We start from the raw sequence: 12,882 nt of genomic DNA on the forward strand, positions 1-12,882 counted from the left end.
CGCGATCGCCGGAGCAGGTGGGCGTCCCGGCTACGGGGCGGGGGTCCCGGCGTCGCGCAGCCCGGTTGCTGCGCGGACCAGGGACGCGACGGCAGGGGACCGGCTGCCCGCGGGCCAGGCGAGCACCGTGGTGATGGCCGGTGCGTCGGGGACCGGCACCGCGACGTGCTCGGGCCACTGCCAGGCGCGGCTGGACGCCGGGATGACGAGCAGGGTGCGGCCGAGCGCCACGAGCTGGGCGAGCTGGGACTGGGTGTGCACCTCCGGCCCCGGCCCGTCCGGGTAGGAGCCGTCGAGCCGGGGCCACCGGGCGATCGGCAGGTCCGGCACGTCGCTCACCTCGGCCATCGTGAGCCGGTCACGCGCGGCGAGCGGGTGCCGGGCGGGCACGATCGCCACCTGGCCCTCGACCAGCAGGTCCTCGGTGTCGAACCCGTCGAGGTCGTCGACCGGCCGGTGCATCACCGCGACGTCGGCGCTGCCGTCGCGGAGCAGGCCGGCCTGCTCGCCGACCTCGCAGAGCAGCACCTCGACCGGGGGCTGACCCGGGTCGCCGGCGACCGCGTCCAGCAGCCGCTGCAGCAGCTCGTGCGACGCCCCGGCCTTGGTGACCAGCACCAGCGGGCGCGCGGGGTCGGCGGCCCGCCGGGTCCGGCGGCCGGCGGCGGTCACCGCGTCCAGAGCCGTGCGGGCCTCGCGGAGCAGCACCCGGCCGGCGTCGGTGAGCGCCGTGCCCCGGCGGTCGCGGTCCAGGAGCCGGACCCCGAGCCGGTGCTCGAGCTGGCGGATGGCGCGGGACAGCGGCGGCTGCGCCATGCCGAGCCGGTCGGCGGCCCGGCCGAAGTGCAGCTCCTCCGCGACCGCGACGAAGTACCGGAGCTCGCGGGTCTCCAGGTCGGTCACCGGCCGAGCGTACGGCGCTGATACCCGCCGGGTACCTCAACCGACCGGATCGGTCGTGGACACCGGCTGCCCGGCCCGCCGAGCATGGCCGACGTGGACGACACGAGGACGGCGCTGGTCACCGGCGCGAACAAGGGCATCGGCTACGCCATCGCGGCGGGCCTCGGCGAGCTCGGCTTGCGGGTGGCGGTGGGCGCCCGGCACGACGCCCGGCGCGCGGAGGCCGTCGCCCGGCTGCGGGCCGCCGGTGTCGACGCGTTCGGGGTGGCCCTGGACGTGACCTCCGACGACAGCGTGGCCGCGGCCGCGGCGGTGATCGAGCGGACGGCGGGCCGGCTCGACGTGCTGGTGAACAACGCGGGCATCTCCGGCCGGACCGACGGCGGCGCGCAGGACCCGACGACCCTGGACCTGGACGTCGTCCGCACGGTGCTGGACACCAACGTGTTCGGCGTCGTCCGGGTGACCAACGCGATGCTGCCGCTGCTCGGTCGCGCGCAGTCGCCGCGCATCGTCAACGTGTCCAGCACCATGGGCTCGCTGACCCTGCAGCCCGGCCCGGTGATGGCCGCCTACTCGCCCTCGAAGACGATGCTCACCAGCCTCACGACCCAGTACGCCCGCCGGCTGGCCGGCACGGCGGTCATCGTCAACGCCGCCTGCCCGGGCTACGTCGCGACCGACTTCACCGGCTTCGACGGGGAGCGGACGCCCGAGCAGGGGGCGGCCGTCGTGATCCGGCTCGCCACCCTGCCCGACGACGGGCCGCGCGGCGGGTTCTTCGAGGAGGCCGGCGTCGCGCCCTGGTGAGCCGTCAGGCCGGGACGGCGTGCGCGGCGACCCGGAACGGCGCCGCGTCGGGGGCCGCACCGACGGCGAGGTCCGCGAGCACCCGGCCGACCGCCGGCGCGGACTTGAAGCCGTGCCCGCTGAAGCCGGCCGCCACCACCACCGCGCCGATCCGGTCGAGCACGAACTCGCCGGTCGGCGTGGTGGTGTAGGTGCACGAGATCGGCTCCGGCGCCGAGGCGTCGAGCCCGGGCAGCCACCGGCGCACATACTCCTGCAGCTGCGCCAGCTGCCCCGGTTCCGGCAGGTGGTCGCGCCGGTCGGGGTGCACCTCCGGCCCGGTGCCGTGGAAGCCGACCTTCACGCCCTCGTTCGGGCTGGCCAGCCCGTACACCCCGCTGGGCCAGCCCTCGGCCGGGTCGGGGTCGGCGGTGAACGCCGGCCACCCCGCCGCCGGGTCCAGCGGCCGGAAGTGCGCCGGCTGCTCCTGGGTGACCCGCAGCGGGGGGAGCACCAGCCCGGGCAGGACGTCGGCTGTCCAGGCGCCGGCCGCCACGACGGCGGTGCGCGCCCGCACCACCGCCCCGGCCGCCGAGCGGACCAGCACCCCCTCGCAGTCCGGTTCGACGGCGGTGACCCGGCGGTGGTGCCGGACCACCGCCCCGTGCGCGGCCGCCGCCGCCTGCAGCGCGGTCACCGCGGCGTCGGCGTCCACCCGCCCGGCGGTGGCCGGCTCGTGCAGCACCGGCCCGGGGAACCGCATCCCCGGCCAGCGCTGCTCGGCCTCGGCGGCCGTGAGCCACTCGTGCGGCACCCCGGCGGTGGTCATCGCCGCGGCGACCTCCCGCAACCGCCCGAGGTCGGCCACCGGCGCGGTGGCGACGCCCGGCGCCGGGTGCAGCACCCGGGCTCCGGACTCCTCCTCCAGCTCCGCCCACAGCCGCCGCGCCTCGGCCACCAGCGCCTGGTGGTGCGGCTGGGCGTAGGTGCTGCGGTAGATCCGGGAGCGGCCGTGCGAGGCGCCGTGCGCGTGCCCCGGCCCGAACCGCTCCAGCAGGACGACGTCCACCCCGCGCCGGGCCAGCGCCCAGGCGGTCGCCGAGCCCATCACGCCCCCGCCGACCACCACCACGTCGGTGCGGCGCGGGGTGGCCGGGCCGGCCGGGGTCAGGACGCCACCTGCGGGTTGACCACGGGCTCGTCGACGGCCTCGTCGGTGAGCCCCCAGCGCTCCAGGGTGGCGGTGTAGCTGCCGTCGTCGAAGACGTGCTGCAGGCCGGCCTGCACCGCCTCGACCAGCCCGTTGCCCTTGAGCGTCGTGGCCGCGACGTAGGTGGTGTTGGGCCAGCCGGCGTTGACCGTGCCGACGATCGCCACCTGCCCCTTGCTCTCCTGGTAGACCGCGTTGGGGTTGGGCCCGAGGTAGGCGTCGACCCGGCCCGACCGGATGGCGAGCAGCGCGTCGGCGGCGTTGGCGTAGTAGTCCAGCGTCGCGGGCTCCAGCCCGGCGGCCTCGTTGTCGGCGTTCCAGTCCAGCAGGATGCGCTCCTGGTTGGTGCCCGAGCCGACCGCGAGCGTGAGGCCGGCGATGTCGGCGGCCTCGGCGATCTCCAGGTCGCTGCCGCTCTGCGCGGTGAACGCCATGATCCCCTGCCGGTAGGTGGCGAAGTCGAACAGCTGCAGCCGCTCGGCGTTGACCCCGACGTTGCTGAACACCGCCTCGACGTCGCCGCTCTGCACCGACAGCGGCCACTGCTCCCAGGAGATGTTGCGCAGGTCGAGCTCGAGGCCCAGGGAGTCGGCGACCAGCGAGGCGATGTCGACCTCGCTGCCGACGACGGTGCTGTTGTCGTCGGCCAGGAAGCCCAGCGGGGGCTCACCGGTGCCCACGACGCCGACGGTGAGCCGGCCGTCGGCGGCGATCGCACCGGGCACCAGGGCGGCGGCGTCGGGGTCCTCGTCGCTGCTGACCCGGTCGGCCTGCTCGGGGCTGGTGTCGACGGAGAGCGGCTGGGCGGACCCGGCGTTGCTGGACTCGGCCCGCTCCTCGGCCTCGATGTCGGCCGACGAGCTGCAGGCCGAGAGCAGCGTGACGGTGAACAGCAGCAGCGCGCTGGTCACCGGGAGGACCGGGCGGGTACGGGGCGTGCGGGTGCGGGTCATGGTGGGGTCCTCTCGGATGGGCGAGGTCAGGCGGCCGGGAGGCCGGGCGGGTTGGTCTCGGAGCGCTCGATCGCCTCGCTGGTCAGGCCCCAGCGCTCGAGCACCTCGGCGTAGCTGCCGTCCTCGATCGCGGCGTTCAGCGCGGCGGTGACCGCGGGTGCCAGCCCGTTGCCCTTCGCGGTGGCGACGGCGATCTGGGCGGTGTCCGGCCAGCCACCGTTCACGGTGCCGACGACCGCGAAGTCCTCCGGCGACCGGGCGGCCTTGTAGGCGGCGGTCGCGTTCGGGCCGAAGGAGAGGTCGAGCCGGCCGGACTGCAGGGCCAGCGTGGTGTCGCCGTCGTTCTCGAAGTACTCGACCTGCACCGGGTCCAGCCCGGCGGCGCGGTTCTGCTCGTCCCAGGCCAGCAGGATCTTCTCCTGGTTGGTGCCCGAGCCGACCGCGACGGTCAGCCCGGCGACGTCCGCCGGCTCGTCGATCTCGACGTCCGAGCCGGCCTGGGCGAGGAAGCCCAGCTCGTCCACGCGGTAGGAGGAGAAGTCGAACAGCTGCTTGCGCTCCTCGGTCACCGTGACGTTGGAGATGGTGACGTCGACGTCGCCGGACCGGGTGGCCAGCGGCCAGTTCGCCCAGTCGGTCGGCACCAGCTGCAGCTCCAGGCCCAGCCCGTCGGCGACCAGCTGGGCGATGTCGGTCTCGTTGCCGATCGCGGTGGCGTTGTCGTCGGCGTAGAAGGACAGCGGTGCGCTGAACGGCGACGTCGCCACCCGCAGCACGCCGTCGTCGACCAGGCCCGGGGGCAGCAGGGCGATCGCCTCGTCGCTGGGCTCGGTGCGCACGCGGTCCTGCTCGGGGCTGGTGTCCACGACCAGGGCGGTGCCGCCCTCGTCGGCGGCGGCCGCGCTCTCGATCTCCCCGGAGCTGCTGCACGCCCCGAGGGCCAGTGCGGACACGGCGGCCAGGGCGGCGACGAGCGGGGCTCGTCGGGTACGTGCGGTCACGGTCTGTCTCTCCTCGGATGGGGCACACGGGCGTGTGCCATCGCCGGGCGGCGCACGGTGCGCCGTCCAGTCGGACTGTGGGTGGGGTCGGTTAGAGAACGCGCGCGAGGAAGGCGCGGGTGCGGTCGTGCTGCGGGGCGTCGATCACCTGCTCGGGCGGGCCCTGCTCGACCACCCGGCCCTCGTCCATGAAGACGACCTGGTCGGCGACCTCGCGGGCGAAGCCGATCTCGTGGGTGACCACGATCATCGTGGTGCCGCTGCGGGCGAGGTCCTCCATGACCGCGAGCACCTCACCGACCAGCTCCGGGTCCAGCGCCGACGTCGGCTCGTCGAAGAGCAGGACCGCCGGGCGCATGGCCAGCGCCCGGGCGATCGCCACCCGCTGCTGCTGCCCGCCGGACAGCTGCCGCGGGTAGGCGCCCTCGCGGCCGGCCAGCCCGACCCGGGCGAGCAGCTCGCGGGCCTCGGCTTCGACCTCCCGGCGCCCGCGGCCCTGCGCGGAGACCGGGGCCTCGACGACGTTGTCCAGCGCGGTGAGGTGCGGGAAGAGGTTGAAGGACTGGAAGACGAACCCGAACCGGGTGCGCTGCCGCAGCACCTCCTTCTCCTGCAGCTCGTGCAGCCGCTCGCGCCCGCGGTGGGGCTTGCGGCGGTAGCCGACCAGCTCGCCGTCCAGCGCGACGAACCCGCGGTCGACCTTCTCCAGGTGGTTGATGCTGCGCAGCAGCGTCGACTTCCCCGAGCCCGACGGCCCGAGGACGACGGTCACCGTGCCCGGCTCGACCACCAGGTCGACGCCGTGCAGCACCTCCACGCCGGCGTAGGACTTGTGCACGCCGTGCACCTCGACCCGGCCGGGCCGGGTGTCGGTGGTCGGGAGCTCGACGGCGGTCATCGGGTGGCTCCGCGCGGTGCGCCGAAGCGGGAGAGGACGGCGCCGAGCTCGGACCGGACCCGCTGCAGCGGTGTGGGTGGCAGCGTCCGGACCGCGCCGCGGGCGTAGTGCCGCTCGACGTGGTACTGGACGACGGTGACCACGGTGGTGAGCACGACGTACCAGACCGCGGCGACCACGAGCATCGGCAGCACCCGCTGGGTCCGGCCGTAGATGACGCTCACCGTGTAGAACAGCTCGCCCAGCGCCAGCACGTAGACGATGGAGGTGCCCTTGAACAGGCCGATCACCTCGTTGACCGCGGTCGGCACGATGGTGCGCATGGCCTGCGGCAGGACGATCCGGGTGGTCTGCCGGCGGCGCGGGATGCCCAGCGAGGCGGCCGCCTCGTGCTGGCCCTGGTCGACCGAGAGGATCCCGGCGCGGACGATCTCCGCCGAGTAGGCGGCCTGGTGCAGGCCCAGCCCCAGCACGGCGGCGCCGAACTTGTCGATCAGCGAGAGGGTCTCGACGCTGGCGAAGGACGGGCCGAACGGGATGCCGATGTCCAGGTGCTGGTAGAGGTAGGCGAGGTTGTACCAGAGCAGCAGCTGCAGGATCAGCGGCACCGAGCGGAACACCCAGGTGTAGCCCCAGCTGACCGCCTGCAGCAGCGGCGAGCGGCTCAGCCGCATCAGCGCCAGCACGGTGCCCAGCGCGAAGCCGAGCACCGCGGTGATCGCGGTCAGCTGGATGGTGGTGAGCACCCCGCGGACGATCGACTCCTCGGTGAGGTAGGCGCCGACGACGTCCCACTCCCACCGCGGGTTGGTGACCAGGCTGTTGAGCACCATCGCCAGCAGGACGGCGACGACGGCGGTGGCGACCCAGCGGCCGGGGTGCCGGGCCGGCACCACCTGGAGCTGGTCGTAGGGCGTGCCCGCCGGCGACGCGGCGGCCGCCGGACGGGTCTCCAGCGTGGTCATCTCGGGTCTCCCGGGAGCTGCTTGTCGAAGGCGTAGAGGCGCTGGTCGACCGGCAGGGCGCGCAGCGTCTCGGTGTCGGTGGGGCGGGGGACGGCCGGGTCGAACAGCGGCGTCCAGCCGGCGGCCAGGTAGAGGTCGCGCGCCTCGGGCTGGCGCGGGCCGGTGGTCAGGTGCATCCGCCGGTAGCCCTGCTGGGCGGCGCGGAGCTCGAGCAGCGTGAGGACCCGGCGGGCCAGGCCGCGGCGACGGTGGGTGGCGGCGGTCCACATCCGCTTGACCTCGGCGGCACCGGAGGGGTGCCGCATGAAGGCGCCGCCGGCGACGGCCACGCCGTCGTCCAGCAGCAGGACGAAGTCGCCGTCCGGGGGGAGGAAGGCCTCGGCGGGGTAGCGGGTGAGCTCCTGGGACGCGCCGCCGAACAGGTCGCCGTAGCGGCTGTCGTACTCGGCGGCGAGCTCGGCGAACAACGGCGCCGTGAGCGGGTCGTCGGGGTGGACGCGGACCACCTGGAGCTGGTCAGGGGTGGTCGCGGACAGGGACGTGGACATGCGGAGGGGACTCCTGCGGAGGGAGGTGGGCGCGCCGGACGCCGCCGCGGGCGGCGGGGTGGGTGCGGGGGAGGAGCGGGAGGGTGGCGCCGGGTCAGCGACAGAGCGCGCTGTCGGTGCGCAGCAGGTCGACGGTCGGCCGGCCGACCAGGTCGGCGGAGACGGCGCGCACCAGGCGCGAGCTGGTCTCTCCCACAGTGCTGCTCCTCGTTCGTCCCCTCGGGGAGGGGGCCGCTGCTTGCCGGGCGCGGACGCGCACGGCCAGGTCGTCACCCGGGGCACCCCGTCGCAGGGAGGGTTGCCGGCCAGCGAGCCGGGGCTTGACGCTGGCGCTCAGGACCTGCGGCGGACTGTAGGGCCCCACCCCGGCTGTCGTCAAATACGATCGACTTGGTAGACATACGCAGCCACCGACACGCCGGGACGGGAACAGCCCGCCCCCGCGGTCGCTTGGTCCCGACGAGCCCCGCAGGAGAGAGGAGACGCCCGTGCCCAGCACCGCCCTGGTCTGCCGCCGGCACGTCGACCTCCTGCGGACGTCGAGCGCGCAGTGTCGGCCGAGGCCTGCGACCCCGCGTCCCTGACCGCTCGTCCCTCCCCGGGAGCCCGCTTGTCCGCGTCCCCCGCACCCTCCCTCGGTCACCCCGGCCCGTCGATCGCCGTCGTCGGCGCCGGCCCGACCGCCATCGGCCTGCTCGAGCGGCTGATCGCCAGCGCGCCAGAGCTCGGCGACGGCAGCAGGCTGCAGGTGCACCTGGTCGACCCGCACCCGCCCGGTGGCGGGCGCGTCTGGCGCGCCGCCCAGCCGTCCCTGCTGTGGGCGAACTCGCTGGCCGCCGACGTCACCGTGCTGCCCGACCCCTCGGTCACCGTCGACGGTCCGGTGGGGGAGGGCACCACCCTGTGGCAGTGGGTCGAGGCGGTCGGCCGCGGCCTGCCGGCCGGCGACCCGGTGGGGGAGGAGGCCCGGCGGACGACGCCGACGTCCTTCCCCTCCCGCCCGCTGGTCAACGCCTACCTGGGGTGGGTGCTCGCCGAGGTGGTGGCCGCCGCCCGCCCGTGGGCCGACGTCCACCTGCTCGAGACCCGGGCGGTCGACGTCCGGGTGCGCACCGAGGGCGTCGACGTCGAGCTGGCCGACGGCCGGGTGCTCGCGGCCGACCTGGCCGTGCTCGCCCAGGGACACCTGGACGCGCACGCCACCCCTGCCGAGCAGGACGTGCAGCGGCGGGCCGACGCCGCCGGGCTCACCTACCTGCCCACCGGCTACACCGCCGACCTGGACCTCTCCCGGCTGGCGCCCGGTGAGGACGTGCTGGTGCGCGGCGCCGGCCTGGCCTTCGTCGACCTGATGGTGCTGCTCACCAGCGGTCGCGGCGGCCGGTTCGAGAGCGACGGCGACCGGCTGCGGTACCTGCCCTCGGGGCAGGAGCCGGTGCTGCACGTCGGCTCCCGGCGCGGGGTCCCGTACCGGGCCAAGCTCGGCTACGTCTGGCCCGGCCCGCCGGTGCCGCTGCGCTTCTTCACCCCCGAGGCGATCGACGACCGGTTCGGTGCCGACCGCCGGCTCGACCTGCGCGCCGACCTGGCCCCGGTGATCGTCCGGGAGCTCGGCTGGGCGCACTACACCGAGCTGTTCCGCACCGCTCCCGAGCGCACCACGCTGCCCTGGGCGGAGTTCGCCGCCGAGTACGCGGCGACCGACGACCCGGTGCTGGTCGCCGACCTGGTGGCCCTCGCCGTCCCGGACCCGGCGGACCGGTTCGACCTCGCCGCCCGGGACCGCCCGCTCGGTGGTGCCCGGTTCGGCAGCGCCGACGAGCTGCAGGAGGCGGTGCGCGGGCTGGTCCGCGCCGACCTCGCCCGCTCGGCCGACCCCCGGCACAGCGCCGACCAGGCCGTGTTCACCGCGCTGCTGTTCTGCCACGGCACCATCGCCGGGCTGGTCGGCGCCGGCCGGCTGACCCCGCGGTCGGAGGCCGAGGACGTCTCCGGCTGGTGGATGAACCTGTTCAGCTACCTGGCCAGCGGGCCGCCCGCGCCGCGGCTGGCCGAGCTGCTCGCCCTCTCCGAGGCCGGCGTGATCCGGTTCCTCGGTGCCGACACCCGGGTCGAGCTCGACGTCGACGCCGGGATGTTCCGCGCCCGGTCGGCCTCGGTCGACGCGGTGGTCACCGCCCGGGCGCTGGTCGAGGCCCGCATCCCGGCCCCCGCGGTGTCCGCCACCCCCGACCAGCTGGTCACCTCGCTGCTGGCCCGCGGGGTGGCCGCGGAGAAGACGGTCGGTGGGGGCATCGGCACCGGCCGGCTCGCCGTCGACCCCGGTCAGCGGGTGGTCAGCGCCACCGGGCAGGTGCAGGAACGGCTCTTCGCGGTCGGCTTCTGGACCTCCGGCGCGCAGGTGGCCGCCTTCGCCCGGCCCCGCACCAACGCCCCGTTCTTCCGCCAGAACGACGCCCTGGCCCGCCGGCTGTGGCAGGCCGTCGTCCCCGCCGCGCGCGCCCTCGCCGCGTCCGCCGCCTGAACCCCCGGAGAGACATGAGCACCCACCTCCACCTCGCCGTCGCCCTGGACGGCGCCGGCTGGCACCCGGCCGCCTGGCGCGAGCCCGGCGCCCGCCCCACCGAGCTGCTCACCCCCCGGTACTGGGTCGACCTGGTCCAGGAGGCCGAGCGCGGCCTGCTCGACCTGGTGACCATCGAGGACGGGTTGTCCCTGCAGTCCACCGACCGCAGCGGCCCCGACGGCCGCACCGACCAGGTGCGCGGCCGGCTCGACGCCGTCCAGGTCGCCGCCCGGGTGGCGCCGCTGACCCGCTCGATCGGGCTGGTGCCGACCGCGGTGGTCACGCACACCGAGCCGTTCCACCTGTCCAAGGCGATCGCGACCCTCGACTACGTCAGCACCGGCCGCGCCGGGGTCCGGGTCAAGGTCAGCGGCAGCCCCGCGGAGGCGGCCCACTTCGGCCGCCGCACCCTCCCCGAACTGGGCAGCCTCGACCCCGCCGACCCGCAGACCCAGGCGGCCCTGCGCGAGCTCTTCGACGAGGCCGCCGACTGGGTCGAGGTGCTCCGCCGGCTCTGGGACAGCTGGGAGGACGACGCGGAGATCCGGGACGTCGCGACCGGCCGGTTCGTCGACCGGGAGAAGCTGCACTACATCGACTTCGAGGGCCGGTCGTTCTCGGTGAAGGGCCCGTCGATCACCCCGCGCCCGCCGCAGGGCCAGCCGGTAGTGGCCGCCCTGGCCCACCAGGCCATCCCGTTCGAGCTGGTCGGGCGCAGCGCCGACCTCGGCTTCGTCACGCCCGCCGACCGCGCCGACGCCGGCCGGGTCGTCGGGGAGGTGCGGGCGGCGCAGCAGGCCGCCGGCCGGGCGGGGGAGACCGTGCACGTCTGGGGTGACCTGGTCGTCTTCCTGGACGACGACGCCGCCACCGCCCGGGCCCGCCGGGAGCGGCTCGACGAGACCGCCGGCGCCGCGTACACCAGCGACGCGCTGGTCTTCACCGGCACGCCCGCCGAGCTCGCCGACCTGCTCACCGACTGGGCCGCGGCCGGGCTGACCGGCTACCGGCTGCGTCCGGCCGCGCTGCCGCACGACCTCCGGCAGGTCACCACCGGGCTGGTCCCGGAGCTGCAGCGCCGCGGTCTGTTCCGCACCGCCTACGAGGCGGACACCCTGCGCGGCCTGCTCGGGCTGCCGCGCCCCGCCAACCGCTACGCCACTGTCTGAGGACGTCGACATGACCAAGCAGGTGCACCTCGCCGCGCACTTCCCCGGCGTCAACAACACCACCGTGTGGAGCGACCCGGCCGCCGGCAGCCACATCGAGTTCGGCTCGTTCGTCCGGTTCGCCGAGGCCGCCGAGCGCGGGAAGTTCGACTTCCTGTTCCTCGCCGAGGGCCTCCGGCTGCGCGAGCAGAACGGCGCCATCTACGACCTGGACGTCGTGGGCCGCCCGGACACCTTCACCGTGCTGGCCGCCCTGGCCGCGGTCACCGAGCACCTCGGCCTGGCCGGCACGATCAACTCCACCTTCAACGAGCCCTACGAGGTGGCCCGCCAGTTCGCCTCGCTCGACCACCTCTCCGGCGGCCGGGCGGCCTGGAACGTCGTCACCTCCTGGGACGCGTTCACCGGGGAGAACTTCCGGCGCGGGGGCTTCCTCGCCCAGGACCAGCGCTACGAGCGGGCCCGGACGTTCCTGCAGACGGTGACCGAGCTGCTGGACAGCTGGCGGGGCGACGAGGTGGTCGCCGACCAGCAGAGCGGCGTGTTCCTGGCCGACCCGGACGCCGGCCGGTTCGCGCACTCCGACGCGCACTTCGACATCGCCGGCCGGTTCGACGTCCCGCGCAGCCCGCAGGGCCGGCCGGTGGTCTTCCAGGCCGGTGACTCCGAGGAGGGCCGGGAGTTCGCGGCCTCGGCGGCCGACGCCATCTTCAGCCGGCACGGCACCAAGGAGGCCGGGCAGGCCTTCTACACCGACGTCAAGGGCCGGTTGGAGAAGTACGGCCGCCGCCGAGAGGACCTGCTGATCCTGCCGGCCGCCACCTTCGTCATCGGCGACACCGACGCCGAGGCCGCCGAGCTCGCCGCCGAGGTGCGCAAGCAGCAGGTGTCCGGGCAGACGGCGCTGCGCAAGCTCGAGGAGGTCTGGAACCGCGACCTCTCCGGCTACGACCCCGACGGCCCGCTGCCCGAGGTCGACCCGCTGGTCGGCGAGCACACCGTGGCCAAGGGGCGGGCCAGCGTGCGGATGAACCGGGACCCGCTGGCCGTCGCGCGGGACTGGCGCGAGCAGGCCGAGGCCAAGGGCCTGTCCATCCGCGAGCTGATGATCGAGGTCAGCAGCCGGCAGAACTTCATCGGCAGCGCCGCGACCGTGGCCGAGCAGATCGACGACCTGGTGCAGTCCGACGCCAGCGACGGGTTCATCCTCGTCCCGCACCTGACCCCCGGCGGGCTCGACCCGTTCGTCGACGCCGTCGTCCCGCTGCTGCAGGAGCGCGGCGTGTACCGCACCGAGTACCCGGGGACGACGCTGCGCGACAACCTGGGCCTGCCGCCGCTCGGGGCCCCGGCGTGAGCGCCGAGCTGGCCACGGGGCTGGCCGCGGAGTTCCGGGCGGTGATGGCCGGGGTCGCCACGCCGGTCTCGGTGGTCACCACCCTCACTGACGGGCACCCGCACGGGACGACGGTGAGCGCGTTCGCGTCGCTGTCGATGGCGCCGCCGATGGTGCTGGTCTCGCTGGACCGGGGCTCGGAGCTGCTCGCCCGGCTGGGGCACGGCAGCGTGTTCGGGGTCAACGTGCTCGGCAGCGACCAGGCCTCGCTCGCGCTGGCGTTCGCCCGCAAGGGCAGCGACAAGTTCGCCGGCGTGCGGTGGTCGGACGACGCGGGCGCGCCGCGGCTGGCCGGCAGCCCGGGCTGGCTGGCCTGCACCGTCACCCAGCTGGTCGAGGGCGGTGACCACGTGATCGTGCTGGGCGAGGTGCAGCGCGCGGCGACCACCGCCGCGGCGCCGCTGACCTACCACGCCCGCACGTTCGGCACGCACGCCGCGGCGTCGTGACGGGGTCTGACATCGTCTGACCCTCGCACCACCGA

General features: G+C 75.3%; 12 protein-coding genes and 1 riboswitch. Of the genes, 5 read left to right on the forward strand and 7 right to left on the reverse strand.

The genetic code is table 11. The features are described 5' to 3' along the window. Nucleotides 1-30: 30 nt before the first annotated feature. Entirely contained in the window at nt 31-903 is an 873-nt protein-coding gene (locus FHX36_RS03705) for a LysR family transcriptional regulator (protein WP_183513503.1), read from the reverse strand. An 84-nt stretch (nt 904-987) separates the two neighbouring features. Here FHX36_RS03705 and FHX36_RS03710 point away from each other — a divergent pair, with 84 nt between their 5' ends. Beyond that, the gene (locus tag FHX36_RS03710) at nt 988-1,713 is read left to right on the forward strand and encodes an SDR family NAD(P)-dependent oxidoreductase (RefSeq protein WP_110551875.1); all 726 of its coding nucleotides are present in this window, start codon (nt 988-990) and stop codon (nt 1,711-1,713) included. Between the two features lie 4 nt (nt 1,714-1,717). Here FHX36_RS03710 and FHX36_RS03715 read toward each other — a convergent pair whose 3' ends face one another. The 6 genes from FHX36_RS03715 to FHX36_RS03740 all read right to left on the reverse strand — a co-directional run bounded on the left by FHX36_RS03715 (nt 1,718) and on the right by FHX36_RS03740 (nt 7,267). Continuing rightward, nucleotides 1,718-2,824 (reverse strand): FAD-dependent oxidoreductase, encoded by a 1,107-nt coding sequence (locus FHX36_RS03715; RefSeq protein ID WP_343056564.1) that lies wholly within the window; start codon nt 2,822-2,824, stop codon nt 1,718-1,720. Between the two features lie 35 nt (nt 2,825-2,859). Further along, entirely contained in the window at nt 2,860-3,855 is a 996-nt protein-coding gene (locus FHX36_RS03720; protein ID WP_110551874.1) for an ABC transporter substrate-binding protein, read from the reverse strand. 26 nt (nt 3,856-3,881) lie between these two features. Continuing rightward, on the reverse strand, nt 3,882-4,856 hold the full coding sequence (locus FHX36_RS03725; RefSeq protein WP_110551873.1) for an ABC transporter substrate-binding protein: 975 nt from the start codon (nt 4,854-4,856) through the stop codon (nt 3,882-3,884). 91 nt (nt 4,857-4,947) lie between these two features. Next, nucleotides 4,948-5,754, reverse strand: a complete 807-nt coding sequence (locus FHX36_RS03730) for an amino acid ABC transporter ATP-binding protein (protein WP_110551872.1) — start codon at nt 5,752-5,754, stop codon at nt 4,948-4,950. Continuing rightward, the gene (locus tag FHX36_RS03735) at nt 5,751-6,719 is read right to left on the reverse strand and encodes an amino acid ABC transporter permease (protein WP_110551871.1); all 969 of its coding nucleotides are present in this window, start codon (nt 6,717-6,719) and stop codon (nt 5,751-5,753) included. Before FHX36_RS03735 ends, FHX36_RS03730 begins: the two co-directional genes overlap by 4 nt. Continuing rightward, nucleotides 6,716-7,267, reverse strand: coding sequence for a GNAT family N-acetyltransferase (locus tag FHX36_RS03740; RefSeq protein ID WP_110551870.1), 552 nt, complete (start codon nt 7,265-7,267; stop codon nt 6,716-6,718). The genes FHX36_RS03735 and FHX36_RS03740 overlap by 4 nt, the downstream gene beginning before the upstream one ends. A gap of 229 nt (nt 7,268-7,496) precedes the next feature. Beyond that, nucleotides 7,497-7,608, reverse strand: a riboswitch (SAM riboswitch). A 269-nt stretch (nt 7,609-7,877) separates the two neighbouring features. Between FHX36_RS03740 and FHX36_RS03745 the strand changes: the two genes are divergently transcribed. Genes FHX36_RS03745 through FHX36_RS03760 form a run of 4 tightly spaced genes read left to right on the forward strand, consistent with a single transcriptional unit; the run spans nt 7,878 to nt 12,847 of the window. Next, nucleotides 7,878-9,791, forward strand: coding sequence for an FAD/NAD(P)-binding protein (locus tag FHX36_RS03745; RefSeq protein ID WP_110551869.1), 1,914 nt, complete (start codon nt 7,878-7,880; stop codon nt 9,789-9,791). 14 nt (nt 9,792-9,805) lie between these two features. Next, nucleotides 9,806-11,002 carry an LLM class flavin-dependent oxidoreductase gene (locus FHX36_RS03750; protein WP_110551868.1) on the forward strand — a complete coding sequence of 399 codons (1,197 nt, stop codon included), beginning with the start codon at nt 9,806-9,808 and terminating at the stop codon, nt 11,000-11,002. 10 nt (nt 11,003-11,012) lie between these two features. Then, a complete protein-coding gene (locus FHX36_RS03755; protein WP_110551867.1) occupies nt 11,013-12,359 on the forward strand; it encodes an NtaA/DmoA family FMN-dependent monooxygenase in 1,347 nt (448 codons plus the stop codon). Continuing rightward, a complete protein-coding gene (locus FHX36_RS03760; RefSeq protein WP_258372672.1) occupies nt 12,356-12,847 on the forward strand; it encodes a flavin reductase family protein in 492 nt (163 codons plus the stop codon). Before FHX36_RS03755 ends, FHX36_RS03760 begins: the two co-directional genes overlap by 4 nt. Nucleotides 12,848-12,882 lie beyond the last annotated feature (35 nt).

This window comes from Modestobacter versicolor (assembly GCF_014195485.1).
Classification (GTDB): domain Bacteria; phylum Actinomycetota; class Actinomycetes; order Mycobacteriales; family Geodermatophilaceae; genus Modestobacter; species Modestobacter versicolor.

Excerpts from the sequence above, each read along its gene's own strand:
- FHX36_RS03740 (WP_110551870.1), bottom strand. The coding sequence starts at position 7,267 with ATGTCCACGTCCCTGTCCGCGACCACCCCTGACCAGCTCCAGGTGGTC.
- FHX36_RS03735 (WP_110551871.1), bottom strand. The coding sequence starts at position 6,719 with ATGACCACGCTGGAGACCCGTCCGGCGGCCGCCGCGTCGCCGGCGGGC.
- FHX36_RS03750 (WP_110551868.1), top strand. The coding sequence starts at position 9,806 with ATGAGCACCCACCTCCACCTCGCCGTCGCCCTGGACGGCGCCGGCTGG.
- FHX36_RS03710 (WP_110551875.1), top strand. The coding sequence starts at position 988 with ATGGCCGACGTGGACGACACGAGGACGGCGCTGGTCACCGGCGCGAAC.
- FHX36_RS03730 (WP_110551872.1), bottom strand. The coding sequence starts at position 5,754 with ATGACCGCCGTCGAGCTCCCGACCACCGACACCCGGCCCGGCCGGGTC.
- FHX36_RS03755 (WP_110551867.1), top strand. The coding sequence starts at position 11,013 with ATGACCAAGCAGGTGCACCTCGCCGCGCACTTCCCCGGCGTCAACAAC.
- FHX36_RS03720 (WP_110551874.1), bottom strand. The coding sequence starts at position 3,855 with ATGACCCGCACCCGCACGCCCCGTACCCGCCCGGTCCTCCCGGTGACC.